This window comes from Microbacterium sp. NPDC089321, assembly GCF_040684935.1.
In the GTDB taxonomy this organism is placed as follows: domain Bacteria; phylum Actinomycetota; class Actinomycetes; order Actinomycetales; family Microbacteriaceae; genus Microbacterium.
This window is the reverse complement of the sequence record NZ_JBFBGX010000001.1, coordinates 1,610,313-1,634,321: the sequence shown is the minus strand read 5'-3', so window position 1 is coordinate 1,634,321 and position 24,009 is coordinate 1,610,313. Positions and strand designations below refer to the sequence as shown.

Annotated in this window: 24 protein-coding genes, 1 tRNA gene and 1 pseudogene; 16 read left to right on the top strand and 10 right to left on the bottom strand. The window is 69.5% G+C overall.

What is annotated here, in order from left to right:
- Positions 1-118: 118 nt before the first annotated feature.
- Positions 119-412, bottom strand: coding sequence for a hypothetical protein (locus AB0N59_RS07745; protein ID WP_204974298.1), 294 nt, complete (start codon positions 410-412; stop codon positions 119-121).
- 76 nt (positions 413-488) lie between these two features.
- Here AB0N59_RS07745 and AB0N59_RS07740 point away from each other — a divergent pair, with 76 nt between their 5' ends.
- The 8 genes and pseudogenes from AB0N59_RS07740 to AB0N59_RS07705 form a co-directional block, all read left to right on the top strand.
- Positions 489-1,166: a response regulator transcription factor gene (locus tag AB0N59_RS07740; protein WP_363481004.1), complete on the top strand. Its 678-nt coding sequence runs from the start codon at positions 489-491 to the stop codon at positions 1,164-1,166.
- Between the two features lie 40 nt (positions 1,167-1,206).
- The gene (locus AB0N59_RS07735; protein WP_363481002.1) at positions 1,207-3,378 is read left to right on the top strand and encodes an RNA degradosome polyphosphate kinase; all 2,172 of its coding nucleotides are present in this window, start codon (positions 1,207-1,209) and stop codon (positions 3,376-3,378) included.
- Entirely contained in the window at positions 3,375-4,313 is a 939-nt protein-coding gene (locus AB0N59_RS07730) for an NUDIX domain-containing protein (RefSeq protein ID WP_363481000.1), read from the top strand. The genes AB0N59_RS07735 and AB0N59_RS07730 overlap by 4 nt, the downstream gene beginning before the upstream one ends.
- Before the next feature lie 148 nt (positions 4,314-4,461).
- A complete protein-coding gene (locus AB0N59_RS07725) occupies positions 4,462-5,562 on the top strand; it encodes a phosphate ABC transporter substrate-binding protein PstS (RefSeq protein WP_363480997.1) in 1,101 nt (366 codons plus the stop codon).
- 100 nt (positions 5,563-5,662) lie between these two features.
- A complete protein-coding gene (gene pstC, locus AB0N59_RS07720) occupies positions 5,663-6,619 on the top strand; it encodes a phosphate ABC transporter permease subunit PstC (RefSeq protein WP_363480994.1) in 957 nt (318 codons plus the stop codon).
- A 1-nt stretch (position 6,620) separates the two neighbouring features.
- Positions 6,621-7,703, top strand: a complete 1,083-nt coding sequence (gene pstA / locus AB0N59_RS07715; protein WP_363480991.1) for a phosphate ABC transporter permease PstA — start codon at positions 6,621-6,623, stop codon at positions 7,701-7,703.
- A gap of 28 nt (positions 7,704-7,731) precedes the next feature.
- Entirely contained in the window at positions 7,732-8,511 is a 780-nt protein-coding gene (pstB, locus tag AB0N59_RS07710; protein WP_363480988.1) for a phosphate ABC transporter ATP-binding protein PstB, read from the top strand.
- Between the two features lie 232 nt (positions 8,512-8,743).
- Positions 8,744-9,565, top strand: a pseudogene (locus AB0N59_RS07705) (type IV toxin-antitoxin system AbiEi family antitoxin domain-containing protein); the annotation flags it as partial.
- Between the two features lie 146 nt (positions 9,566-9,711).
- Here the strand turns inward: AB0N59_RS07705 and AB0N59_RS07700 are convergent.
- The 4 genes from AB0N59_RS07700 to sigK all read right to left on the bottom strand — a co-directional run bounded on the left by AB0N59_RS07700 (position 9,712) and on the right by sigK (position 12,957).
- Positions 9,712-10,593 (bottom strand): aminodeoxychorismate lyase, encoded by an 882-nt coding sequence (locus AB0N59_RS07700; RefSeq protein ID WP_363480985.1) that lies wholly within the window; start codon positions 10,591-10,593, stop codon positions 9,712-9,714.
- A gap of 299 nt (positions 10,594-10,892) precedes the next feature.
- Positions 10,893-11,522, bottom strand: coding sequence for a DNA-directed RNA polymerase subunit beta (locus AB0N59_RS07695; RefSeq protein WP_363480982.1), 630 nt, complete (start codon positions 11,520-11,522; stop codon positions 10,893-10,895).
- A 29-nt stretch (positions 11,523-11,551) separates the two neighbouring features.
- Entirely contained in the window at positions 11,552-12,361 is an 810-nt protein-coding gene (locus AB0N59_RS07690) for an anti-sigma factor (RefSeq protein ID WP_363480979.1), read from the bottom strand.
- Positions 12,358-12,957, bottom strand: coding sequence for an ECF RNA polymerase sigma factor SigK (sigK, locus tag AB0N59_RS07685; protein ID WP_363480976.1), 600 nt, complete (start codon positions 12,955-12,957; stop codon positions 12,358-12,360). The genes AB0N59_RS07690 and sigK overlap by 4 nt, the downstream gene beginning before the upstream one ends.
- Positions 12,958-13,166: 209 nt before the next feature.
- Here sigK and AB0N59_RS07680 point away from each other — a divergent pair, with 209 nt between their 5' ends.
- Together AB0N59_RS07680 and AB0N59_RS07675 are read left to right on the top strand one after the other, a co-directional pair.
- Positions 13,167-13,832 (top strand): fasciclin domain-containing protein, encoded by a 666-nt coding sequence (locus AB0N59_RS07680; protein ID WP_363480973.1) that lies wholly within the window; start codon positions 13,167-13,169, stop codon positions 13,830-13,832.
- Positions 13,833-14,038: 206 nt separating this feature from the next.
- Positions 14,039-14,111, top strand: a tRNA-Lys gene (locus tag AB0N59_RS07675).
- 13 nt (positions 14,112-14,124) lie between these two features.
- Here the strand turns inward: AB0N59_RS07675 and AB0N59_RS07670 are convergent.
- On the bottom strand, positions 14,125-14,616 hold the full coding sequence (locus AB0N59_RS07670) for a hypothetical protein (protein ID WP_363480970.1): 492 nt from the start codon (positions 14,614-14,616) through the stop codon (positions 14,125-14,127).
- Between the two features lie 108 nt (positions 14,617-14,724).
- Here AB0N59_RS07670 and AB0N59_RS07665 point away from each other — a divergent pair, with 108 nt between their 5' ends.
- A complete protein-coding gene (locus tag AB0N59_RS07665) occupies positions 14,725-15,552 on the top strand; it encodes a serine hydrolase domain-containing protein (RefSeq protein ID WP_363480968.1) in 828 nt (275 codons plus the stop codon).
- 7 nt (positions 15,553-15,559) lie between these two features.
- Here AB0N59_RS07665 and AB0N59_RS07660 read toward each other — a convergent pair whose 3' ends face one another.
- Together AB0N59_RS07660 and AB0N59_RS07655 are read right to left on the bottom strand one after the other, a co-directional pair.
- Positions 15,560-16,087, bottom strand: a complete 528-nt coding sequence (locus tag AB0N59_RS07660; protein WP_363480965.1) for a CGNR zinc finger domain-containing protein — start codon at positions 16,085-16,087, stop codon at positions 15,560-15,562.
- Between the two features lie 212 nt (positions 16,088-16,299).
- On the bottom strand, positions 16,300-16,959 hold the full coding sequence (locus tag AB0N59_RS07655) for a YigZ family protein (protein ID WP_363480962.1): 660 nt from the start codon (positions 16,957-16,959) through the stop codon (positions 16,300-16,302).
- Between the two features lie 118 nt (positions 16,960-17,077).
- Between AB0N59_RS07655 and AB0N59_RS07650 the strand changes: the two genes are divergently transcribed.
- Genes AB0N59_RS07650 through AB0N59_RS07635 form a run of 4 tightly spaced genes read left to right on the top strand, consistent with a single transcriptional unit; the run spans position 17,078 to position 20,645 of the window.
- On the top strand, positions 17,078-17,626 hold the full coding sequence (locus AB0N59_RS07650; RefSeq protein WP_363480959.1) for a type 1 glutamine amidotransferase domain-containing protein: 549 nt from the start codon (positions 17,078-17,080) through the stop codon (positions 17,624-17,626).
- Positions 17,627-17,683: 57 nt separating this feature from the next.
- On the top strand, positions 17,684-18,361 hold the full coding sequence (locus AB0N59_RS07645; protein ID WP_363480956.1) for a response regulator transcription factor: 678 nt from the start codon (positions 17,684-17,686) through the stop codon (positions 18,359-18,361).
- Positions 18,362-18,363: 2 nt separating this feature from the next.
- Complete coding sequence (locus AB0N59_RS07640) at positions 18,364-19,722, top strand: HAMP domain-containing sensor histidine kinase (protein ID WP_363480953.1); 1,359 nt, start codon at positions 18,364-18,366, stop codon at positions 19,720-19,722.
- Between the two features lie 56 nt (positions 19,723-19,778).
- Positions 19,779-20,645 carry a hypothetical protein gene (locus tag AB0N59_RS07635; RefSeq protein ID WP_363480950.1) on the top strand — a complete coding sequence of 289 codons (867 nt, stop codon included), beginning with the start codon at positions 19,779-19,781 and terminating at the stop codon, positions 20,643-20,645.
- A gap of 65 nt (positions 20,646-20,710) precedes the next feature.
- Here AB0N59_RS07635 and AB0N59_RS07630 read toward each other — a convergent pair whose 3' ends face one another.
- Together AB0N59_RS07630 and AB0N59_RS07625 are read right to left on the bottom strand one after the other, a co-directional pair.
- Positions 20,711-21,256 (bottom strand): DUF1697 domain-containing protein, encoded by a 546-nt coding sequence (locus AB0N59_RS07630; protein WP_363480948.1) that lies wholly within the window; start codon positions 21,254-21,256, stop codon positions 20,711-20,713.
- Positions 21,253-21,831 (bottom strand): isochorismatase family protein, encoded by a 579-nt coding sequence (locus tag AB0N59_RS07625; RefSeq protein WP_363480945.1) that lies wholly within the window; start codon positions 21,829-21,831, stop codon positions 21,253-21,255. Before AB0N59_RS07625 ends, AB0N59_RS07630 begins: the two co-directional genes overlap by 4 nt.
- Before the next feature lie 506 nt (positions 21,832-22,337).
- Between AB0N59_RS07625 and AB0N59_RS07620 the strand changes: the two genes are divergently transcribed.
- A complete protein-coding gene (locus AB0N59_RS07620; protein ID WP_363481250.1) occupies positions 22,338-23,996 on the top strand; it encodes a sodium:solute symporter family protein in 1,659 nt (552 codons plus the stop codon).
- Positions 23,997-24,009 lie beyond the last annotated feature (13 nt).

The following is a 24,009-nucleotide window of genomic DNA, read 5'->3' as shown; positions in this document are numbered from 1 at the left end:
AGCACGACGCCGGAGACGAAGGCGATCGCGAGGCTCGCAAGCCCCAGCAGGCCGAGGAAGAAGAATTCGAGCGCGACGAGGTCCATGCCGTCCACTCTACCCCTCCGCGGAACGGGTGTCAGAGGGCCGACGCGAGCGCGGCGATGCCGAAGGCAGCCGACACCAGGCCCATGATCACCAGCGCGCCGACGACACTGCCGGCCATGCGCACGATGAAGCCCTGCGCACGCCCGTAGGCGAGCTGGACGCCGAACGAGACGAGCACGATCCCGCCGAAGGCGATCAGCAGCCATCCCACCCTCGACTCCTCGGGCAGCACGATGCCGAGCGTGACCGCGACCACCAGCGAGGCGATCCAGACCGCCACAACGCCGTGGAAGGCGTTGCGCGGGGCGAGGGCCGGTTCAGACATGGTGACATCGTAACGGCCGCGCCTGCGGCATCCGGCATCCCGTCATCAGCTGCGCCCGCGCCACTAGCATTGAGCCGTGGTCCTCGTGCTGGCACTCACCTCGGCCCCCGACGGGGACCCGGCCCTGCCTGCGCTCGAGCTGCTGCCGCACAGCATCCGGCGCCACCCGCTCGACCCGGCACGCCTTCTCGATCTGCCCGAGACCGATGCCGTGCTCGTCGACGCGCGCGGCGACCTGGCCGCGGCGCGCGCGGCCTGCCGGCTGCTGCGCACCGCCGCGACCGAAGCGCCGGTGCTGCTGGTGGTCACCGAGGGAGGCATGAGCGCGATCGCGGCGGACTGGGGGTTCGACGACGTGCTGCTGTGCACGGCCGGTCCGGCAGAGGTGGATGCCCGCCTGCGGCTCGCGCTGGCACGAGTGGATGCCGCAGCCCCCGCCCACGTGCAGGCGTCCGGCATCACGATCGACGAGCAGTCGTACTCGGCCCGCCTGCACGGGCGTCCCCTGGATCTCACCTACAAGGAGTTCCAGCTGCTGCACTTCCTCGCCACTCACCCGTCCCGCGTGTTCACCCGCGAGCAGCTGCTCAGCGACGTGTGGGGCTACGACTACTTCGGCGGCACGCGCACGGTGGACGTGCACGTGCGGCGGCTGCGCGCGAAGCTCGGCGAGGCCGAGCAGATCATCGGAACCGTGCGGAACGTCGGATACCGCTTCAATCTGCACGACGAGCCGTCGGCCCCGGCGGACTGAGTTCACGTATCCGTCACCGGCGGGTGCAAAGATGTACCCCATGATGGAACCCGCCCTTGTCGACACCGGCCTCGGGGATGCCGAGGACGACGACTTCGACGCGCACGAGGCCCCTGACGCGGTGCTCCCCGACCACCGCTACCACGACCGCGAGCTGAGCTGGCTGGCGTTCAACCAGCGCGTGCTCGAGCTCGCCGAGGACCCGTCGCTGCCGGAGCTCGAGCGGGCGAACTTCCTCGCGATCTTCGCCAGCAATCTCGACGAGTTCTTCATGGTCAGGGTCGCAGGCCTAAAACGACGCATCCTGACGGGACTCGCCGTGCCGACCAACGTCGGCCGGGCTCCGACCGATGTGCTCGCCGACATCTCGCGCGACGCTCATGCCCTGCAGCTGCGTCACGCCGCCGCGTGGACCGACCTCGTGCGCCCGGCCCTCGCCGACGCCGGGATCGAGATCACCGAGTGGGACGATCTCACCGACTCCGAGCGCGACGCCCTCGGCGAGTACTTCCAGGCGCAGGTGTTCCCCGTGCTCATGCCGCTCGCCGTCGACCCGGCGCACCCGTTCCCGTACATCTCGGGCCTGTCGCTGAACCTCGCCATCCGCATCCGCAACGCCCGCACCGGCCGGCAGGACTTCGCCCGCCTCAAGGTCCCGACCATGCTGCCCCGCTTCGTCGAAGTGCCCGGCACGAGCGAGATCACCCGCTTCATCCGCCTCGAGGAGCTCATCGCCAACCACCTGGGCGACCTGTTCCCCGGCATGGAGGTGCTCGACCACCACGCCTTCCGCCTCACCCGCAACGAAGACGTCGAGATCGAGGAGGACGAGAGCGAGAACCTCATCCAGGCGCTCGAGGCCGAGCTGCTGCGCCGCCGCTTCGGACCCCCGATCCGGCTCGAGATCACCGACGACATGGACGAGGTCACCCTCGACCTGCTGATCAGGGAGCTCGACATCACCGACCAGGAGGTCTACCGGCTTCCCGGCCCGCTCGACCTGCGCGGACTGTTCGACCTGGGCCGGATCAACCGTCCCGACCTGCGCTACCCGCCGCACCTGCCGACCACGGCCGTGGCGTTCCAGCCCGGCGACAGCAACGAGCGCACCGACATCTTCCAGTCGATCCGCAAGTCCGACGTGCTCGTGCACCACCCCTACGAATCCTTCGCGACGAGCGTGCAGGCCTTCCTCGAGCAGGCGGCTCGCGACCCCCACGTGCTCGCCATCAAGCAGACGCTGTACCGCACCTCCGGAGACAGCCCCGTCGTGCAGGCCCTGATCGATGCGGCCGAGGCCGGCAAGCAGGTGCTCGCTCTCGTCGAGGTCAAGGCGCGCTTCGATGAGGCCAACAACATCGTCTGGGCCCGAAAGCTCGAGAAGGCCGGCGTGCACGTGGTGTACGGGCTGGTGGGTCTGAAGACGCACTGCAAGCTCGCCCTGGTCATCCGCGAGGAAGACGGGGTGCTGCGCCACTACTCGCACATCGGCACGGGCAACTACAACCCCAAGACGAGTCGCATCTACGAGGACTTCGGGCTGTTCACCGCCGACCCGCAGGTGGGCAAAGACCTCACGCGCCTGTTCAACGAGCTCAGCGGCTACGCGATCGAGAAGAAGTTCAAGCACCTGCTCGTCGCCCCACGCCACCTGCGCAAGGGTCTGCTGCGGCACATCGACGCCGAGCGCCGCAACGCCGAGGCGGGCAAGCCCGCCCGCATCCGGATCAAGGTCAACTCGATGGTCGACGAGGAGATCATCGACGGCCTCTACCGCGCGAGCATGGCGGGCGTGAAGGTCGATGTGTGGGTGCGCGGCATCTGCAGCCTGCGCGTGGACCTGCCCGGCGTGAGCGACAACATCACGGTGCGCAGCATCCTTGGCCGCTACCTCGAGCACTCCCGGCTGTTCATGTTCGACAACGACGGGTCGCCGATCGTCTACATCGGCAGCGCCGACATGATGCACCGCAACCTCGACCGCCGCGTCGAGGCACTGGTGCGGCTGAGCGAGCCGGCGCACCTGGAGGAGCTGCACGCGCTGTTCGATCTCGCTATGGATCCGCACACCAACTCATGGCATCTGGCCGAGGGCGGTGAATGGAAGCGCGTCGCCGAGATCGACGGAGCACCCCTGGTCGATCTGCAGGATCTCACGATGGCGAGCGTGCAGGCTCGTCGGCGTCGTCGCAGCAAGCGCACGATCCGATGAGCGACTCGGCGGTGTACGCGGCCGGCGCCGTGGTCTGGCGTCTCGTCGACGACAAGCTCAGGGTGCTGCTCATCCATCGCACGAAGTATCGCGATGTGACCCTGCCGAAGGGCAAGGTCGACCCCGGCGAGATGCTCGCCGAGACCGCCGTGCGCGAGGTGCGCGAGGAGACGGGCATCAAGGTCTCGCTCGGAGTCCCGATCGGCGTCAGCAAGTACTGGATGCGCCCGAAGCGGCAGAAGGTCGTGCACTACTGGGCCGCTGAGGCCACGGACGATGCGATCCGCGCCTCGTCGTTCGTGCCGAACGGCGAGATCTCGGGCGTCGAGTGGGTGAGCCTGAAGAAGGCGCGCAAGCACCTGAGCTACCCGGTCGACGTCGAGATCCTCGACAACTTCATCCGTCTCGTCGACGACGGCGTGCTGCACACCTTCCCCGTCATCGCCCTGCGGCACGCGAAGGCCGTGTCGCGCTCCGACTGGCACGAGGCGGATGCCGCGCGGCCCCTCACCGACAAGGGCCTGCTGCAGGCGAAGGCGATCGTCGGCCCCCTGCGCGCCTTCGGTGTGAAGCGGATCGTCACCAGCGATGCCGTGCGCTGCGCGCAGACCGTGGCTCCTTTGGAGCGGAAGCTCGGCCGGATGGCCCGGCTGACGCCGAAGCTCAGTCAGGACGCGTGGGAGGCGGATGCCGCCGACGTGCGTTCGGTGATCGGCCGGCGGGTGCGCTCCCGCAAGGCCACGGTGCTGTGCAGTCACGGGCCGGTGCTCCCCGGCATCCTGTCGGAACTCGCCCTCGCCACCGGAACCCTGCCCGGGTCGTACATCGACAGCGCCAGCGCTCTGAACGTCGCGGCGTTCAGCGTGGTGCATCTGTCGGCCACCAATCCAGGGTCGGGGATCATCTCGATCGAGACCCACGAACCCAAGATCTGACCAGTGGGGGCGCGGGATCCGCTCCGACTGTCCCCACCTCGTTCACCTCCCGTTCACCTGTCGGGGAGAGTCTCGTTAACCGGCCCTCCTAACGTCACTGTGTGCCCTGCACCGGGCCATACACATTCCCCGATCGAACGGATCCACAGTGAAGATCACCCGCATCGCTCGTATCAGCGCCGTCGGCGCTGTCGCCGCCCTCGCACTCGCAGGCTGCGCCGCGAACGAAGCCCCCGCCGCCGAGAACTCCGACGCCCCCGCGGCCTCGAACCTCGAGGGCACGCTGAAGGCCACCGGCGCGTCGTCGCAGGGCGCCGCTCAGGAGGCCTGGGTCGCCGCGTTCCAGACCGCCAACAGCGGCGTCACCATCAACTACGAGCCCACCGGCTCCGGCACCGGCCGCGAGAACTTCATCGCCGGCGCGAGCGACTTCATCGGCTCGGACCGCGCGTTCAAGCTCGAGGAGCTCACCGACGGCTTCAAGACCTGCTCGTCCGAGGGCATCGTCGAGGTGCCGCTGTACATCTCGCCCGTCGCCGTCGCCTTCAACCTCGAGGGCGTCGACGAGCTGAACCTCGACGCCAAGACGATCGCCGGCATCTTCGCCGGCACCATCACCAACTGGAACGACGAGGCCATCGCCTCGCAGAACGAGGGCGTCGAGCTGCCCGACCTGGCGATCTCGCCCGTGCACCGCTCCGACGACTCGGGCACCACCGAGACGTTCACCGCGTACCTGAACGCGACCGCTCCCGACGTCTGGACCAACGAGGCCGACGGCGTGTGGCCGCTGCAGGGCGGCGAAGCCGCTCAGGGAACCTCGGGTGTCGTGCAGGCGATCAAGGCCGGCAACGGCGCGATCGGCTACGCCGACGCCTCGCAGACCAAGGGCCTCGGCCAGGTCAAGGTCGGCGTCGAGGGCGAGTACATCGCGTACTCGGCTGAGGCCGCCGCCGCACTCGTCGAGGCATCGCCGCTCGAGGAGGGTCGCGGAGACGCCGACCTCGTCTTCGACGTCGACCCCGCCGCAGCACCCGCGGGCTCGTACCCGATCGCCCTGGTCAGCTACCTCGTCGCCTGCGAGCAGTACGAGGACGAGAACAAGGCCGAGCTGGTGAAGTCGTACCTCGAGTACATCGCCAGCGAGGACGGTCAGAAGGCCGCCGCCGACAACGCCGGCAGCGCCCCGATCTCGGACGGCCTGCGCGAGAAGGTCCTCGCCGCGATCGACACGATCAAGGTCGGCTGACCCATCACCACCAGCTGACACCCGGTGCCCCCGCGTCCGATCCGGCGCGGGGGCATCGGAGGGTCAGCCCTCATACGCACTTCGACCCGAAACGGAGACCATGAGCACGACGACCAGGCAGGCCCCGCCTGCCCCGATCAAAGCCAAGCAGCGCCTCGGCGACCGGGTGTTCTCGGGCAGCGCGCTCGGCGCGGGCATCATCATCCTCGTCGTGCTCGCCGCGGTTGCCGCCTTCCTCATCATCCAGAGCCTGCCGGCATTCGCGCCCGACACCAGCGACAACCACATCCTCGAGGGCCGCTCGTTCTGGGAGTACGTCGGACCGCTCGCCTTCGGCACCGTCTGGGCGTCGTTCCTCGCCCTGCTCATGGCGACGCCGATCGCGATCGGCATCGCTCTCTTCATCTCGCACTACGCGCCGCGTCGGCTCGCCGGGGTGCTGGGCTACATCATCGACCTTCTCGCGGCCGTGCCGTCGGTCGTCTTCGGCCTCTGGGGCGGCCTGGTGCTCGCCCCGCTTCTGCAGCCCATCTACGCCTGGCTGAACGAGAACGCCGGCTGGTTCCCGATCTTCGGCGGTCAGGTGTCGTCGACGGGCAAGACCATCATGACCGCCGCCGTGGTGCTCGCGGTCATGGTCATCCCCATCATGACCGCGATCTGCCGCGAGGTCTTCCTGCAGACCCCGAAGCTGCACGAAGAGGCCGCCCTCGCGCTCGGCGCCACCCGCTGGGAGATGGTGACCATGGCCGTGCTGCCCTTCGCGCGCGGCGGCATGGTGTCGGCCGTCATGCTCGCCCTCGGCCGCGCTCTGGGCGAGACCATGGCCGTGACCATGGTGCTCTCCCCCGCCGCCGTCTACAGCTTCCTGGTGCTCACCGCCACCAACCCCACCCCGATCCCCGCGAACATCGCCCTCTCCTTCCCCGAGGCGCACGACACCGGTGTGAACACCCTCATCGCCACCGGTCTGGTGCTGTTCGTCGTGACCTTCGCGGTCAACGCGCTCGCCCGCTGGATCGTGGCCCGTCGCGCCGAGTTCTCTGGAGCGAACTGACATGACAACGCTCACCGCCGCACCCGCCTCGACCTCGCTGACCGCGGGCCGTCTCGCCTCGTGGGCTCCGTGGGCCCTGCTCGGGGCATCCCTCGCCATCTCGTTCACCGTCTTCGCCCTCGCGGCCATCGGCGGCGACCCCGCCGACTTCAACATCGCCGGCGCCGTCATCGTGGGCGTGCTGATCTACATGGTGCTCATCACGGTCGTCTCGTCGATCGCCGAGAGCCGCCGCAAGGCCGTCGACCGCCTGATGACGGCGCTCGTCACCGCGGCGTTCGTCGTCGCACTGCTGCCGCTCATCTCGCTGCTGTGGACGGTCGTCGCGAACGGCATCGGCCGTTTCGACGCCGAATTCTTCAGCTACTCGATGCGCAACATCGTCGGCGAGGGCGGCGGCATCGTGCACGCGATCTGGGGAACCGTGCTCGTCACCCTCACCGCGACGCTGATCGCCGTTCCGGTCGGCCTCATGACGTCGATCTACCTGGTCGAGTACGGCCGAGGCCGCATCGCCAAGGGCATCACCTTCCTCGTCGACGTGATGACGGGCATCCCGTCGATCGTCGCCGGCCTGTTCATCTACTCCGTCTTCGCCCTGCTCGTGCGGCCCGGCATCTCGATGGGACTGATGGGCGCCCTGGCTCTCGCGGTGCTCATGGTGCCCGTCGTCGTGCGAGGCAGCGAGGAGCTGCTGCGCATCGTTCCGAACGAGCTGCGCGAGGCGTCGTACGCGCTGGGCGTGCCCAAGTGGCTGACCATCCTGAAGATCGTGCTGCCGACCTCGATCGCCGGCATCACGACCTCGGTCATGCTGGCCATCTCGCGCGTGATCGGCGAGACTGCCCCGCTGCTGCTCACCGCCGGCTTCACCGCCAGCCTCAACACGAACCTCGTGAACAGTCAGATGATGACCCTGCCGGTGTTCGTCTACAACTCCTACATGAACCAGGGAACCGCGGCGGACGCCTCGGTCGCCCGCGCCTGGGCCGGCGCGCTCACCCTGATCCTCATCGTCATGCTGCTGAACCTGCTCGCGCGTCTGATCGCGAAGCTGTTCGCCCCGAAGCCCGCCGGCCGCTGAGTCGCACCCGAACCCGAAGGAACCCGATATGTCCAAGAGCATCGAAGTCAACGACCTCAACGTCTACTACGGCGACTTCCTCGCCGTCGAGGGCGTCTCCCTCGAGATCCAGCCGCGCAGCGTCACCGCCTTCATCGGGCCGTCCGGCTGCGGCAAGTCCACTTTCCTGCGCACGCTCAACCGCATGCACGAGGTCATCCCCGGCGCGCGCGTCGAGGGCGAGGTGCTGCTCGACGGCATGGACCTGTACGGCGCGGGCGTCGACCCCGTTCTCGTGCGCCGCCAGGTCGGCATGGTCTTCCAGCGCCCCAACCCCTTCCCGACGATGTCGATCAAGGAGAACGTGCTGGCGGGCGTGAAGCTCAACAACAGCAAGATGTCGAAGAGCGATCAGGATGCCCTCGTCGAGAGGTCGCTGATGGGCGCGAACCTCTGGAACGAGGTCAAGGATCGCCTCGACAAGCCCGGCTCTGGGCTGTCGGGTGGTCAGCAGCAGCGTCTGTGCATCGCGCGCGCGATCGCCGTGTCGCCCGAGGTGCTGTTGATGGACGAGCCCTGCTCGGCGCTCGACCCGATCTCGACGTTCGCGATCGAGGAGCTCATCCAGGACCTCAAGAACGAGTACACGATCGTGATCGTGACGCACAACATGCAGCAGGCGTCGCGGGTGAGCGACAAGACCGCGTTCTTCAACATCGCCGGCACGGGCAAGCCGGGCAAGCTCATCGAGTTCGACGACACCTCGACGATCTTCACCACGCCGTCGGTGCAGGCCACGGAGGACTACGTGTCGGGTCGCTTCGGGTAAGTCCGGGCTGGTCCGTCTGGGCTGGGCTTCTCCGTCGGGGCTGGTCCGTCGGAGTTCTCGGACCATCTGATCTCGAACCGGCGTGTCCCTCTGGGACGCGCCGGTTCTTTCACATTCCGTCCGGTGTTTCCGACGGGCTCGCCTCTCTGCACATCCCGGCCCTCGACCGACTTGTGCACAGCGGCCGGGGTCAGGCTGATCGAGCGGGCGGTGGGTCGGGCATCGTCGATGGATGCTCGCACGCAGCGCACTGATGAGGCGAGGCCCCGTGGCCCGCACCGCCGATCTCGCAGCGCTCGGCGTGCGCGAGCGGGAGCTCACCCGCGCCGTGCGCGCCGGCGAGGTGGTGCGCCTGAGACAGGGGGTCTACGCGCTGCCCGACGTTCCCGCGGTGTTCCGTCACGCCACCGCGCACGGCGGGGTTCCCGGATGCGCTGAAGCCGCTCGGCTGCACGGGCTCTGGGTGCTCGATGGCGCCGCCGACCATGTCTGGATGGGCGATGGCGGCACTCCGCACGGGTCATGCGCGGTGTCGGCGACGGCCGGAGGCTCTGCGGCATGCCGAGTGCACTGGGACGAGGGCGTCGCGGTCATCGGCGAGCTGCCTCCGGTGCACAACGTGCTTCTGCAGATGTCGCAGTGCGAGAGCGAAGAGGCCTTCTTCGCCGCGTACGAGTCGGCGCTCCGCCTGTCGAAGATCTCGCCGGCCGGCATCGCCTGGCTCTGGCGGCATCTTCCCGTCCGCATGCGATGGATGCTCGATATCGCCCGCTCGGATGCGGACAGCGGGCTCGAATCGCTCGTGCGGCTGCGCCTTCACCTGCTCGGTGTCTCCGTGCGGACGCAGTTCAGCATCCGGGGCGTCGGCGAGGTCGACATCCTGATCGGAGATCGCCTGCTGATCGAATGCGACGGCCGGGAGAACCACGAGCGCGAGCAGCAGCGTCACAAGGACCTGCTGCGGGATGCGGCCGCCGCCGCCCTCGGCTACGAGACGCTGCGGTTCGACTACGCCCTGATCGTGCACGACTGGTGCCGGGTCGAAGCCGCCATCATCGCGAAGATCGAGGCGCGCGCTCACCTGCGGACGCCCGCTCCGGCATCCGCCGTCGGAATCAGCGGATCATCCGGTCCGGTCCCGGCGTGGCGACGCGCGACGCGCCGCCTCGAGCGCGCATGGTCTGAGACTTCCGACGGAGATCAGCGCGGGGAGAGCAGGAATTCGTTGAGTTCGGCGGTGAGTTCGAGGTCGGATGCCAGGGGCGCGCCGTCGACGGCGGTGATGGGCGCGGCGAGGCGGATGCTCGAGACGAGCCAGGCCGAGTCGGCTCTGGTCAGGTCGGTCGCCGTCAGGGTCTCGTAACGCGTGGTGAAACCGCGGCTCTCCAGGTGCTCGAAGACGCTGAGCTGGGTCGTGCCGTGCAGGATGCCGCCGCCGGGGGCCGGTGTGAGGAACTCGTCGCCCGAGCGGAGGATCAGCGATGCCGTTGGCGCCTCGAGCACATACCCGTCGCGGGTGACGAAGATCGCGTCGTCGGCGCCGCGTCGCTTCGCCTCGCGCAGCGCAGCCATGTTCACCGCGTATGAGAGGGTCTTCGCGCCGAGCAGCAGCCACGGCGCCCGCTCCGCCGCGCCGAGGTCATAGCCACGGTCGAGCGTGACGACCTTCACGCCATCGCGTCGCACGGCGCTGAAGTCCGGAGCCGCCGCGACGGTCGCCCAGGCCGTCGGCGCCGGGCCGTGCTCGACTCCGCGGCTGAGGATCAGCTTGATGACCGCCTCTCCCGCTGGAGCGTGCGCGGCGACGGCCTCGATCGCCTGCCGCCACTGCGCGAGATTCGGGGCCGGCAGGTCGCACAGCCGCGCCGAGTGCGCGAGCCGCTGCACGTGCGCCTCGACCTCGTTCGCGTGCCCGTCGATCACGCCGATCGACTCGAACACGCCATCGCCGCGCTGGGTGCTGAGCTCACCCACGCTGAGCGCGGGCGCGGCGACATCCATCTCGGTGAAGGTGCTGCTGAAGTCTGCGCGGTCGTCGGCGACGTCGGCGGGGGCGATCATGAGGGCGAAGCGCTGAGCCATGTGCACAGCTTAGGACGGCGGGGAATACCCCAGCCGAGGACGCGTTACACTTGATCGGCCGGGCCGCATAACCCCGGGCTCCAATATTCGCCGCTGCGAGCGGCCTTCCGCCGAGAGGCGTTCTTGCGGTCCGGCTTTTTTCATGCCCGCTCCGCGCCGGGCATCCGCAATCCCGTGCCGGAAGTGCCGGACCATCCGCACCGCCCACGGCGCGTCCCTGCACGCCACGCCGCCCCGCGGCCGGAACGTCCGAGAACTCCGACTCGGCCCCGCGACGGGGCTCCCAGGACCAACGTGTGTCAGGTCAGCATGCCGCGGCGCCAGGACGCAGCGGACGCGGAGAGATCCTCGGCATATGTGGAGAGGCGAAGAGCACGGCGGGTGAGCTCGCTGGCCCGCTGCGGCTCGGTCTGCTCGTAGTCGTCGGCGGTGTGCGTGGCTCCGGATGCCTGCACCCGGCAGTACGCGGCTGCGCGCTCGAGCGCCACGGAGAAGTCGCCCCGGAACACTCCGCGCAGAATGGCGTCGACGAGGTCGACCAGCTCACCTGGTTCGGCGGGTGCGGGCGCTCCGGCGATGGCCGCATCCGCGGTGTGCAGTTCGACGCGTCCGCGTTCGTACAGCAGGGCCGTGAGCTGCGCGTCGGAGCGGATCGCGATCTGCAGCAGGTACAGGCGCCACAGGGCGCCGGGCAGCGACCGGGCCGGCGCGTGCGACCACAGCTCGGCGATCTCATCGATGCCGTGCTCGGACGCGAAGGCCAGCAGCCGCTCGGTGACGGCACCCGATTCGTCGCTGCGCGCCCGCTCGAGCAGGGCGGATGCCGTGGCGTGGGCGACACGCGACTGCTCGGCGGGATCGGCGTCGCCCACGATGTTGTCGAACGCCGTGGGCGGCCTGCGGACGGGACGATGGAACTGCTCGGGCATCCGTCAAGGGTACGCCCGCGCGGGACGCGTCAGGCCGTGGGGATGACGATGATCGGATCGGTCGTCGGCGAGCCCGACGGCGAGCCGCCGGCCTGCTCGATCGTGACGGCGATGACGTCGCCCGCATGCATGGGCTGCTCGAGCAGGGCGGTCGCCTTGCCGTCGTCGGCGTCGAAGACCCCGGCGGCGATCGGCTGATCGCCGCGCACGAACCACAGCTCGTAGCTCTTGTCGGCACCGAGATCGTCGAGACCGGATGCCACGAGCACGGCCTTTCCGACCTCGCCCGACCAGTGCGCGGTCGCGGTCGCACCGGAGTCGAGCCGCACCTCGGCCTGCTCGGCGTCTGGCGCGGAGCGGATCTCGTCGAGTGCGACCACGGAGGCGGGGCGCTGCAGCTGCGAGATGATCGTCGTGGTGGCGACGCCCGCTCCGACGATCAGAGCGAGACCTGCGGCGAGCGCGAACAGCCGGCGTCGCCACGGCGCACGCGAGCGCTCCGGCGCATCGAGGTCACGGTCAACGGCATCCGGCACGACAGGGGCATCCGACGCAGCGGCCGCATCCGCCTCCTTCTCGGCGCCTGGACGGGCATCGTCCGCGTCGTCGACCTGCGGCAGCGTCGAGATCCGGCTCAGCAGCTCGGCGCGCAGCGCCGGCGGCGGAGAGACCGGGGTGAGACTGTCGGCGAGGTCGGCCACGGTGTCGTGGTCGTCGTCGGCGATGGCCTGCCACTCGGGATGCTGGGCGAGCGCCTCCGTGAAGCGCCGCTCGTCGGCATCCGACAGTGCACCGAGAGCGCGGCCTGCCGCAAGCTCCGCGAATTCCCGCTCGTTCATGCTGACACCCCCATCTCTCCGCGCAACCGCGTCAGTCCGTCCCGCATTCTCGTCTTGATCGTTCCCAGCGGCACTCCCGTGAGTGCCGAGATCTCGCTCTGGCTGTAGCCGCCGTAGTAGGCCAGGACGAGCGCTTCCTGCTGCGCCTCGGGAAGGGCGGCGAGGGCAGTGACCACCCGCTCCCCCTCCAGCTTCGACTCGACAGCCTCCTGCACCACATCCCGTTCTCCGCCGAGGTCGCGAACCCCGATCCGCATGTCCCGGTCGGTGCTCGACTGCGACGAGCGCACCCGGTCCACGGCCCGGCGGTGTGCGATCGTGAAGACCCAGGATCGTCCCTGACCTCTGTTCGGAGCGAACCGCGAAGCGGATTGCCAGATCTCGAGGAAGACCTCCTGCAGCACCTCTTCGCTCTGCGAGCGGTTGACGACGACCTTGAGGATCAGCGCGAAGACGCGCGAGGAGAGCAGGTCGTAGAGATCGGCGAAGGCCCGTTGGTCGCCGTCGGCGACACGGAGGAGGAGGTCGGCGGCGAGATCGCCGGACGACCCGTCCTCGAGCACCTCGACGCCATCGATCACCATCTCGACAAGCATGCCTCATCCCTCCTCTCCTCGGATCGCGCCACTCCGACACCCGAAGGTGAACGGGTAGGCCTTCACGCCCGGCCCGATCGTCAGGGTCAGCTCTGCCCGTGATTCGATTCCGGAAATCGGATCGGATTGGTTCCCATCCGATTCCGCAGGGGTTCCGAACAACCGTCGACGCCGCGGGAGGTCCGCGGCCAGGAACCCCGGAGGTTGAAATGCTCAGCACCAAGAAGAAGATCACCGCCGCTCTCTCGCTCGGGTTCGTCGGCGCCCTCGTCCTGTCAGGCTGCTCGATGGGAGGCGACTCGAACATGGAGTCGTCTGAGCCCAAGGCACCCGAGACGTCGAAGAGCGAAGAGGCGACGCCCGAGATGATGGATCCGGCCGCGAACCTCGTCGGCCCCGGCTGCGAGGCGTACGCCGAGCAGGTGCCCGACGGCGACGGCTCGATCCAGGGCATGTCGGAGGACCCGGTCGCCGTGGCCGCCTCGAACAACCCGCTGCTGAAGACGCTCGTCTCCGCCGTCAGCGGTCAGCTGAACCCCGATGTGAACCTGGTCGACACGCTCAACGGCGACGAGTTCACCGTCTTCGCTCCGGTCGATGACGCCTTCGCCAAGATCGACGCAGCGACGATCGAGGGTCTGAAGACCGACGCCGACACGCTGACGTCGATCCTGACGTACCACGTGGTGCCCGGCCAGATCGCGCCGGCCGACATCGAGGGCATGCACAAGACCGTGCAGGGCGCCGAGCTCGAGGTCACCGGCTCGGGCGACGAGTGGATGGTCAACGACGCCAACGTCATCTGCGGTGGCGTGCAGACCGCCAACGCCACGGTCTACCTCATCGACTCGGTGCTGATGCCGCCGGCACAGTGATCCGAGAACAAGCGGCCGGGGCTGAGTGACCCGGGTCGCCGCGCGGCGATGACGTGAGGAGCCGTCATCGCCGAACGCGCGGGAGGAAGGTGGGGACCGCCCTCCTATCCGGAAGCGCCCGTCGAAGAGAGTCGACGGGCGCTTCCTCATGCGTCGGGCGGTGCGCGGTCGGAACCGGGATCGAGCGGCCTCTAGAATCGAGGTACGGGCCTCTAGCTCAGTTGGCAGAGCATCGGACTTTTAATCCGCGGGTCGTGGGTTCGAGCCCCACGGGGCCCACCGTACGACGCCGTCAGGCGGCCTTCGCCGCCCTCCGAGCGTTCCTCCCCAGCACCAGCTGGACGATCCACTCGATCACGAGGTACGCCCAGCCGGCGAGCCAGAGCAAGCCGAAGATCAGGCCGAGGATCATCGAGAGATCCTTGGCCTCGGGCGAGTCCGTCATGCCGAGCAGCACGGTCATGGCCGACTCCGAGTTCCCGTCGTCGCCGCCGTCGATCAGGAAGAGGCCGACACCGAGGATCCCGACCGAGGTGACCCACGCCGCCGTGATCGTGCGCCACGCTCCCCGTGCACGGCGCAGCACCCCGTTGCTGCGCAGAAGGCCGTTGGCGGCGACCACGATCTGGATGATGTACCCGGGCAGCAGCAGCCATCCGAACCAGATGGCGATGACCAGCATCCACCCCGGGTAGACGAGCTTGGCAGCGAGGCCGAGCAGCGGGAAGAGGATGAGGGCGAGGCCCGCGAGCACCGCGGGCGTTGCTGACACTCGCGAGTTCATGTGCAGATTGTCGCATGCAGCGGTCAGCCTGCCCGCGAACGGGTGTGGGAGGATTCGACAGCGCGCGCCCGCACGCGGCCGCGCACCCCACGACCTCCGGGAGGACCGATGACCGCTATCGACGATGCTCTGAGCCGGATCGACGCATGGCCGGTCGACAACGCGTCGGCCGTGGTCGTCACAGCCGACGGTTCGGTCGTCGGGTCGCGGGGCGACCTCGATCGCGTCTACCGGCTGGCATCCGTCACGAAGCCGCTCACCGCCTACGCGGCGCTCGTCGCGGTCGAGGAGGGCGTGTTCGACCTCGACGACCCCGCCGGGCCCGAGGGCTCGACCGTGCGGCACCTGCTCGCCCACACCTCCGGCCTCGACTTCTCTGACGACACGGTGCGCGCCGAACCCGGCACCCGCCGCATCTACTCGAACCGCGGCTTCGAGGTGCTGGCGCAGACGCTCGAGAAGCGGGCTGAGATCCCCTTCGCGACGTACATCCACGAGGCCGTGTTCGCACCGCTCGGCATGACGTCGACGAGGCTGAACGGGTCGGCCGGCGCCGGCGCCGAGTCGACCGCCGCCGACCTCGCCCGGTTCGCCGCCGAGCTGCAGCGTCCCGCGCTGCTGGCTCCGCAGACGGTGTCGCTCGCCACCACGACGGCGTTTCCCGGCCTGTACGGCGTGCTGCCCGGCTACGGAGTGCAGCGGCCGAACGACTGGGGCCTGGGGTTCGAGCTGCGCGACGGCAAGTCGCCGCACTGGACGTCGGCCTCGAACTCCCCCGCGACATTCGGCCACTTCGGCCAGAGCGGCACGTTCCTGTGGGTCGACCCGCAGGCGCAGGCGGCCTGCGTGGCCCTCGCCGATCGCGACTTCGGCCCGTGGGCGGTCGAGGCATGGCCGCCGCTGTCGGATGCCGTGCTCGCGGCGCTCCGCGGCTGAGCCGGCGTCACACGGCGGCCGCGCCGCGCGCGCGGTGCCGGCGCACGGCATCCCGATTCGCGCACCGCACCGAGCAGTACCGCTGACGTCCGTTGCGCGTGACGTCGACGACCACCCGCCTGCAGGGTGCTGCCTCACAGCGCCCCAGCCGGTGCATCCCGCGCCCTGCGAGATGCAGAGCCGTCCCGACGCTGATCACCGCCTCGAGGACGACGGGCAGGGTCTGCACCGAGTCGCGGTAGTGCAGGTGCCACCCCTCGCCGTCGTGGTCGGTCAGCTGCGGGTACGCCGCGGCAGCCGCCATCTGCGCGTTGAGGATCGCGGCTCGATCGGCCTGCGACTCGGCGTCGACGACCTCCAGCCACGCATCGACGACCGCGCGCACGCGTGCATGGTCGTCGTCGCCCTCGTCGAAGGCCATCGTCATGCCGAAGTCCCTCGTGCGCCGCTCGATGCCGGCCCGGTCGGCCGGCCAGTCGTCGGCGAGCGATGCGGCCAGCAGCACCGCATACTCTCCGTAAGGGTTGAGATGCATAAGAGCATTACATCATCGTGGAGACATGACCGCACCCCGCACGCTCCCCCTGCCGACGATCGCTCCCGTGCACGAGCACGGGTGGGTCACCGAATCCGCTCATCGCACGTCGGAGGGCGAGGTCGTGTACGTGCGGTGCGCCGCCTGCGGTACGCGACGGGTCGATCTGCGCGCACCGCGGGATCTTCTCCCGATCGCACTGACCCACCCGGTCAGCGCGGAACGTCGATGACCCGCTCCGCGCCGGTGGCGACGGCGGACACCGCCCCTGCCGACAACGTGGCGACCTCGCCCTGAAGCCCCGCGACCGCCTCGGCCGATGCCCACACCTCGAACTCCGCCGCGGCCCCGTACGAGGTCTCGCCGAGCACCGCTCCGCTGCGCGAGACCCAGTCGCGCAGCAGATTGTCGAACCGGCCGGCGTCGGCATGCTCCGCAGCGATCCGCACCTGCTGCAGCACTCTGCGGTCGACGAGTGCCGCGACATCCAGGGTCTCGGAGACCGCAGACGAGTACGCGCGCACCAGGCCGCCCGCACCGAGCTTGATGCCGCCGAACCAGCGCGTGACCACCGCGACGACGTCGGTCAGCTCGCGTCGGCGCAGCACCTCGAGCATCGGCACTCCCGCCGTCCCCGACGGCTCGCCGTCGTCGGACGACCGAGCCCGGTCGCCGAGCAGGCCCGTCACCTGCGCGCTGCAGTTGTGCCTGGCGTCCCAGTGCCGCTTCTTCGCCGCGGCGATCACCGCATCCGCCTCTTCGGACGACCCGACCGGCGCGACCACCGTCAGGAAGCGCGACTTGCGGATCACCAGCTCATGCTCGACCGGAGCCGCGATCGTCGCGGGCAGCAGACGGGACGGCACGGACATGCCTCCAGCGTATTCACCCCACGCGTATCACGCGCTCCTCGGCCTCGCCATCCCCTGCCGTGATGCACCTCGCTGTCGCAGGGTGGGACCACCCCATCCCCCAGCGAAAGGACGCATTATGACGAGCATCTCCGACAAGAAGGTCGCCTTCCTCGCGATGGACGGCTTCGAAGACAGCGAGCTGACCGAACCGTGGCGGGCGGTGAGCGAGGCCGGCGGCACGGCGACCATGGTGGCTCCCGATTCGGGTCGCATCACCGGCAAGAACGGTCACGAGCAGCCGGTCGACCTCACGTCCGACGCCGCATCGGCCGACGACTTCGACGCGCTGGTGCTGCCCGGCGGCGTGGTGAACGCCGATCATCTGCGCATGGACCGCGCCTCGATCGATCTCGCACGCGCCTTCTTCGACCAGCACAAGCCCGTCGGCGTGATCTGCCACGGCGCCTGGATCCTCATCGAGGCGGGCGTCGTCGACGGGCGCACGCTCACCAGCTACCCCAGCCTCACGACCGATCTGCGCAACGCCGGGGCGAACTGGGTCGACGAGGAGGTCGTGGTCGACGCCGGCCTGGTCTCGAGCCGCACACCCGACGATCTGCCCGCGTTCTGCGCGAAGGTCGTCGAGGAGATCGCCGAGGGCGCGCACCGCGAGCAGCACGCCTGACCCATCGGGCAGCCGCGCTTCAGTTGCGCTTCAGGATCCAGCCGACAGACTGTCACCATGCGGATCCTGCTCGTCGACGATGAAGTCCGCCTCGCCGACGGCATCCGGCGCGGACTCGAGGCCGAGGGCATGGTCGTCGACGTCGCTCACAACGGCGTCGACGGCCTCGCCCGGGCACGCGACCACGATTACGACGCGATCGTGCTCGACGTCATGATGCCCGGCATGAGCGGCTACCGCGTCTGCCACGCGCTGCGCACCGAGGGCGACTGGACGCCCGTTCTGTTCCTCACGGCGAAGGACGGCGAGTGGGACGAGGTCGAGGGCCTCGACACCGGCGCCGACGACTGGCTCACCAAGCCGTTCTCGTACCCCGTGCTCGTCGCCCGCCTGCGCGCCCTCGTCAGGCGCGGCGTCAGAGAGCGCCCCGCCGTGCTCGAAGCAGGCGACCTGCGGCTCGACCCCGCGGCCCGCCGCGTGTTCCGCGGCGACACAGAGGTCACCCTCACCGCCAGAGAGCTGGCGGTGCTCGACTTCCTGCTTCGCCGCCGCGACGAGGTCGTCACCAAGGCCGAGATCATCGCCAACGTGTGGGGCGCCGACTTCGACGGCGATGCGAACATCGTCGAGGTGTACATCGGGCACCTGCGCTCGAAGGTCGACCGCCCCTTCGGCAGAGACAGCATCCAGACCGTGCGCGGAGCCGGCTATCGCCTGGTCGGGAGGGATGCCTGAGCATGACGTCGCCGCTCCGCTCCATCCGCTCGCGCCTGACCATCGGCGCGCTGCTGGTCGTGGCCGTCGCCCTGATCGCGGGGTCTTTCGCTGCGGTGCAGGTGCTGCGCGCCACTCTGACCGACAGCGTCTCTGCCGCCGTGCAGCAGGATGTCGACACGATCTCGACGCAGCTCGATCGCGGTCCGGGACGGGTGGATGCCATCGACGACGACGTGCTCGTACGACTGCAGGGTGCGGGTGACGATCACGACGATGACGACCACGACGATGACGACGATCGCCCGGCTCCCGCGCCCGCACCGGATCAGATCAACGACGAGGATGCCCGGGCCCTGCCCGCCCTGGACGACGGCAGCGTGCAGCGCATCGAGGTCGACGGCGAGCCGTACCTGGCCGCGAGCGAGCACACCGACCGCGGCACGCTGACGGTCGCGCGTCCGCTCGCCGGCGTCGACGAGGCGGTGTCGGCGTCAGCTGCGCTGCTGGCGGTCGCCGTGCCCCTCGTGCTGGGTCTCGTCGGGCTGGTGATGTGGGTCGTCGCGACTCGAGCCCTCGCTCCTGTCGAGCGGCTGCGCCGGCAGGTGGATGCCATCGACGCCGCCGGCCTCGACCGACGGGTGGACGCCGCGCGAGACGACGAGCTGGGCGCGCTCGCGCACACCATGAACCGGATGCTGGATCGCCTGGAGCAGTCGCAGATCACTCAGCGCCGGTTCGTGAGCGACGCCTCGCACGAGCTGCGCTCGCCCCTCGCGACCATCCGCCAGCATGCGGAGCTCGCCGCCGCGCATCCCGAGGCGAGCTCCCTGCCCGTGCTCAGTCGCGTCGTGCTCGACGAGGGAGAGCGCATGCAGGAACTGGTCGAGGGACTGCTGCTGCTGGCCAGGCTCGACGAGGGCCGTGGCGCGGCCATGGCACCGACGGACGTCGATGACATCGCCCTCGCCGAGGTGCAGAGGCTGCGCGGCATGGGCATCGAGGTGGACGCGCGGGGCATCGGCCCTGGCCGCGTCACCGGCAGCGCCTCTCTGCTCGCCAGGGCGGTGCGCAATCTCGCCGACAACGCCGCGCGCCACGCCAGCCGGCAGGTGATCGTCCGCGTCTACGAGCGCGACGACCGTGTGATTCTGCAGGTCGAGGACGACGGCTCGGGCATCCCGGCCGAGCAGCGGGAGCACATCTTCGACCGCTTCGTCCGCCTCGACGAGGCGAGAGCGCGGGATGCCGGTGGCAGCGGCCTCGGACTGGCGATCGTCCGAGAGATCGCACTCGCGCACGGCGGCACGATCACGGCATCCGACGGCGCATCGGGCGGCGCCCTGATGACCCTGTCGCTCCCCCGCGCAGCCGAAGCCTGAAGAGGTCTTCAGGCGGCTTCAGGAGCCCTTCACCCCCTGCGCAGCAGAGTGGAGACATGGACAACGACGAGAAGACCCCCGCCCCCTCCGACGACCGCGACCGCCGCGACGACGCCGCGCAGGCCGACGGCACGCACGCCGAGAGCACGGGCGCCGAGACTCCTACCGAGCGTCTCGATGAGGCATCCGCTCCCGCCGCTGCACCGACCGCATCCGCTGCGTCCGCCTCGCCCACGACCGACGCAGGCCGGCGCAGCCGGCGCACCCGCAACACCCTGATCGGCGTGGGCGCCGGCGTCGCCCTGCTCGCCTTCGGCGGCGGCGCGTTCGCGATCGGCAACGCGGTGGGCGACGATGACGACGACGACCGGCCCCGCATGCACGCTCCGGCTGCTCCGGGCGGCGACGCTCGCGGCGGACAGCCCGGCCACGGCGAGCCGGGCGACGACCACGGCGGCGACCGCGACGATGACCGCTACGGAGACGACAGCGCGGGCGCATCCGCTCCTGCCGATGCCGCCGCGCTGCGCGCAGCGGCAGAGGCGGCGATCGCACACGCATCGGCCGAGGGCATCACCTCGATCGAGATCGAGCGCGGCGGCTACGACATCGACGCCCGGCTCGCCGACGGGTCCGAGCGGGACCTTTTCGTGACGCCCGATGGCACGGTGCGCGAGCGCGGGAACGACGACGCCGACGACGACGACGACCCGCTGATCGATCTGGCGCAGCTCGGCGACATCCTCTCCGCCGCGCAGTCGGCCGCGACCGACGCAGGGGCCGCCGAGACGGCCTTCCACTCGCTGTCGACCAGCAGCTCCGAGGCGGTCTACGAGGTCGAGCTGCGTACGGGCGCCCGCGGCGACGCCGAGGTCGAGCTCGACGCCGACCTGGGCATCGTGCGCGTCGACATCGACGACTGATCCGCAGCTCTCAGGGCCGGGGCCGGCGTCGTCGCCCCCGGCCCCTTGTGCGTGCGCGCACCCGGTCAGGCGGGTGCGGTCAGCTGCACGAGTCGGCGCACCGTGTTGCGGTTGCGACCGGTGGCCGGCGTGCCGAGAGCCCGATCCAGCACGGGACGGGTGAGCCTGGTGCTCGCGACGCCGCCCTGCCCGTGGTCGATCCACAGTTCGCGGCCGACGAGGGCGATGCGCTCGCCCGGCTGCAGACGGGGTGTGAGCTGCTCCACTGCCTCGGGCGCCGGGTCCGCTTCGAGGAACATCGCGTGGACCATCTTGTCGAGCGCCGCGTCGGGGAACGGGTCGTCGTGCTCGGCCCTGGCCAGCTCAGCGTGCGTGCGTGCGATCACCGGGGTGTCGACGCCGAACTCGTCGGCGATGAGGGCTCGCACGCCCGCGCGCGCCGCCTCGAGGTCGTCCGGCGCATCGCAGATGACGTTCCCGCTGGCGATGTACGTCGACACGTTCTGCAGCCCGCTGCGCGCGGTCAGCAGCGCCCGGAGCTCGGCCATGGGCACACGGTTCGCGCCCGAGACGTTCACCGCGCGGAGCAGGAGCGCGCAGCGGTCGCTCATCGGCGCGCGGTGCCCAGCTCGGCGCCTGCGTGCGCGAGCTCAGCCAGCGCCGCCTCGCTCGGCCCCGGCGCGACGCCGGCGATGAGATCGGTGAGGATCCGCGCCCGGATGCCGTGGTCGATCGCGTCGAGAGCCGAGGCGCGCACGCAGTGGTCGGTCGCGATGCCGACGACGTCGGCCTCGGTAACGCCGTGGGCGGCGAGGATCTCGGCCGTGCGCTCACCGCTCTCGGTGACCCCCTCGAACATCGAGTAGGCCGGGATGCCCTGCCCCTTGCGCACGTGGTGGGTGATCGCGGCCGTGTCGAGCAGCGGGTCGTAGTCGGCACCGCTCGTTCCGGCCACGCAGTGCACGGGCCACGTGTCGACGTAATCGGGCTGCGGCGAGATGTGCCCGCCGTTGTCGCTGTCGCTGTCGTGCCAGTCGCGTGACGCGAGGATCACCCCGTAGTCCGCGGCGCGCTCCGCGAGAAGCGCCGACACGCCCGACGCCACGGCATCGCCGCCCGAGACGGCGAGCGCGCCGCCCTCGGTGAAGTCGTTCTGCACGTCGACGATGAGAAGAGCCCTGGTCATGCCATCGAGCGTACGCGTCGCACGCGCCCGCGTGCAGGGCATCCGACGCCTGGCGCAGCGACGCATTTGACTTGCCACGGCCTGTTGCTAGCGTGAGGAGAGCGGGCCGGACAGCTCGCAACGCTGCCGCACAGTTTCCGGGTGCGCGCCGCACGGCCGCACAGCCTGCCGTGCAGACGCGCCGCGACGGATCGCCTGCGTCGTGGGCAGCGTCTGCTCTCTCCGGCTCGCCCGAAGGGCTCAGCCCTTCGTCGCATGCGCGCGTCACCTCCTCGGCGAGAGGGACGTCTGCGCGCGTGCCCGCTGAGAGAAGGAACCACATGCCGGCCAGTGCCCGCAAGACTCGCCCATCCCCCGTCCACTTCTTCGCAGGCCCTCTCAAGGCCACACTCCCCTCCCGTTAGCGCTCTCTCGTCCCGTCCTCCGGCAATGTCGCCGGCCCATCGACAAGAGAGTGAAACGTGGAAAATCTGCAAACCCTCGCCGGGCCCGTCGTGGTCCTGCTCATGCTGCTGTTCTTCGGCGGCAGCCTGTACATGTCGCTGCGCATCCGCAAGCGCACCGAGAACGCCGACGGCTACATGACCGGCGGCGGTCGCATCGGCTTCGGCATCTCGGCGGCATCGATGACCGCCACCTGGATCTGGGCGTCGTCGATGTACGCCTCCGCCACCTCGGGGTACACCTACGGGATCTCGGGCCCCATCCACTACGGACTGTGGGGCGCGCTGATGATCCTGCTGATCTACCCCTTCGGCAGGCGCATCCGCCAGGTGGCGCCGAAGGCCCACACGATCGCCGAGGTCATGTTCGCGCGTCACGGGCGCTCGAGTCAGCTGATGCTCGCCGGCTCCAACGTGCTCGGCAGCATCATCAGCCTGACATCCAACCTGATCGCCGGCGGCGCGCTCATCTCGATGCTCTCGCCCTTCACGTTCAGCCAGGGAATCGTGGCGATCGGCGCCGGGGTGCTGCTGTACACGCTGTGGTCCGGCTTCCGCGCATCGGTGCTGACCGACTTCGCGCAGGTGTGCGCCATGCTCGGCGCGGTCATCGTCATCATTCCCGTGATCTTCTTCGCTGCGGGCGGCCCGAGCCTCTTCGAGACGGGTGCGGCGAACGTGACGCCTGAGCAGGCCGACTTCTTCTCGTCGGACGCGTTCTTCAACCAGGGCGCGCCGTACATCGCCGCCGTGCTGGCCTACGCGATCGGCAACCAGACCATCGCACAGCGCCTGTTCGCCGTGCGAGAGGATCTGATCAAGAAGACCTTCGTGACGGCGACCTTCGGATACGGCGCCACGATCATCGGCGTCGGGATGCTGGGGGTCATCGCCCTCTACGCGGGGATCACCCCGGCCGGCGGTGACGTGAACAACCTGATCCCGCAGATGGCCGCGACCTACCTGTCGCCGCTTCTGCTGTGCGTCTTCTTCGTGATGATCATCGGCTCGCTCTCGTCGACGGCCGACGCCGACCTCACAGCGCTGTCGTCGATCGTGATGGCCGACATCTACGGTCAGAACATCGCGGGCAAGAAGCGTGCGAACCCGCGCACCATGGTGCTGGTCGGCCGGATCACCATGATCGTCGCGATGGTCGCTGGACTCTCTTTCGCGGGCAGCCAGCTCAACATCCTCGACCTGCTGGTCTTCGTGGGCGCGCTGTGGGGTGCGCTGGTCTTCCCCGTGATCGCGAGCTTCTACTGGAAGCGGGTGACCAACCTCGCCTTCTCGGTGTCTGTGATCACCGCCCTCGCCGCGTTCCTGCCGGTGCGCTTCGAGTGGATCGACCTGGACGGGCCGGTCGGCATCGCGTCGGATGTGCTGGCGACGCTGGGGATCGGCGTGGTGCTCGGACTCATGGCGTTCGGCTTCTTCGGCCTGCGGATCGCACTGATCGTCGGAAGCGTCGCGACGCTGGCATCCGCTCCGTTCGCGATCGGCTTCCTTCACACCTATCCGGTGCTGTCGGGTTCGCTGATCGCCTATGCCGTATCGACCATCGTCTGCGTCGCACTGACACTGCCGAGCAAGAAGGACGACTTCGACTTCGACGTCATCCGTCAGCGCACCGGCGACTTCGATCCGGCGCCGGACCCGGCGTTCGATCCCGACGCAGAGCTCGCCGAACTCGCCGATGCCGACGAGCCGACTGGACGCTGAGAAGGAGGAGCAG

What these genes read in the sequence shown, in the direction of transcription:
- AB0N59_RS07745 (WP_204974298.1), bottom strand. Translation starts at nt 412, where the DNA reads ATGTCTGAACCGGCCCTCGCCCCGCGCAACGCCTTCCACGGCGTTGTG.
- AB0N59_RS07735 (WP_363481002.1), top strand. Translation starts at nt 1,207, where the DNA reads ATGATGGAACCCGCCCTTGTCGACACCGGCCTCGGGGATGCCGAGGAC.
- AB0N59_RS07730 (WP_363481000.1), top strand. Translation starts at nt 3,375, where the DNA reads ATGAGCGACTCGGCGGTGTACGCGGCCGGCGCCGTGGTCTGGCGTCTC.
- pstC (WP_363480994.1), top strand. Translation starts at nt 5,663, where the DNA reads ATGAGCACGACGACCAGGCAGGCCCCGCCTGCCCCGATCAAAGCCAAG.
- pstA (WP_363480991.1), top strand. Translation starts at nt 6,621, where the DNA reads ATGACAACGCTCACCGCCGCACCCGCCTCGACCTCGCTGACCGCGGGC.
- pstB (WP_363480988.1), top strand. Translation starts at nt 7,732, where the DNA reads ATGTCCAAGAGCATCGAAGTCAACGACCTCAACGTCTACTACGGCGAC.
- AB0N59_RS07700 (WP_363480985.1), bottom strand. Translation starts at nt 10,593, where the DNA reads ATGGCTCAGCGCTTCGCCCTCATGATCGCCCCCGCCGACGTCGCCGAC.
- AB0N59_RS07695 (WP_363480982.1), bottom strand. Translation starts at nt 11,522, where the DNA reads ATGCCCGAGCAGTTCCATCGTCCCGTCCGCAGGCCGCCCACGGCGTTC.
- AB0N59_RS07690 (WP_363480979.1), bottom strand. Translation starts at nt 12,361, where the DNA reads ATGAACGAGCGGGAATTCGCGGAGCTTGCGGCAGGCCGCGCTCTCGGT.
- sigK (WP_363480976.1), bottom strand. Translation starts at nt 12,957, where the DNA reads ATGCTTGTCGAGATGGTGATCGATGGCGTCGAGGTGCTCGAGGACGGG.
- AB0N59_RS07680 (WP_363480973.1), top strand. Translation starts at nt 13,167, where the DNA reads ATGCTCAGCACCAAGAAGAAGATCACCGCCGCTCTCTCGCTCGGGTTC.
- AB0N59_RS07670 (WP_363480970.1), bottom strand. Translation starts at nt 14,616, where the DNA reads ATGAACTCGCGAGTGTCAGCAACGCCCGCGGTGCTCGCGGGCCTCGCC.
- AB0N59_RS07665 (WP_363480968.1), top strand. Translation starts at nt 14,725, where the DNA reads ATGACCGCTATCGACGATGCTCTGAGCCGGATCGACGCATGGCCGGTC.
- AB0N59_RS07660 (WP_363480965.1), bottom strand. Translation starts at nt 16,087, where the DNA reads ATGCATCTCAACCCTTACGGAGAGTATGCGGTGCTGCTGGCCGCATCG.
- AB0N59_RS07655 (WP_363480962.1), bottom strand. Translation starts at nt 16,959, where the DNA reads ATGTCCGTGCCGTCCCGTCTGCTGCCCGCGACGATCGCGGCTCCGGTC.
- AB0N59_RS07650 (WP_363480959.1), top strand. Translation starts at nt 17,078, where the DNA reads ATGACGAGCATCTCCGACAAGAAGGTCGCCTTCCTCGCGATGGACGGC.
- AB0N59_RS07645 (WP_363480956.1), top strand. Translation starts at nt 17,684, where the DNA reads ATGCGGATCCTGCTCGTCGACGATGAAGTCCGCCTCGCCGACGGCATC.
- AB0N59_RS07640 (WP_363480953.1), top strand. Translation starts at nt 18,364, where the DNA reads ATGACGTCGCCGCTCCGCTCCATCCGCTCGCGCCTGACCATCGGCGCG.
- AB0N59_RS07635 (WP_363480950.1), top strand. Translation starts at nt 19,779, where the DNA reads ATGGACAACGACGAGAAGACCCCCGCCCCCTCCGACGACCGCGACCGC.
- AB0N59_RS07630 (WP_363480948.1), bottom strand. Translation starts at nt 21,256, where the DNA reads ATGAGCGACCGCTGCGCGCTCCTGCTCCGCGCGGTGAACGTCTCGGGC.
- AB0N59_RS07625 (WP_363480945.1), bottom strand. Translation starts at nt 21,831, where the DNA reads ATGACCAGGGCTCTTCTCATCGTCGACGTGCAGAACGACTTCACCGAG.
- AB0N59_RS07620 (WP_363481250.1), top strand. Translation starts at nt 22,338, where the DNA reads ATGCTGCTGTTCTTCGGCGGCAGCCTGTACATGTCGCTGCGCATCCGC.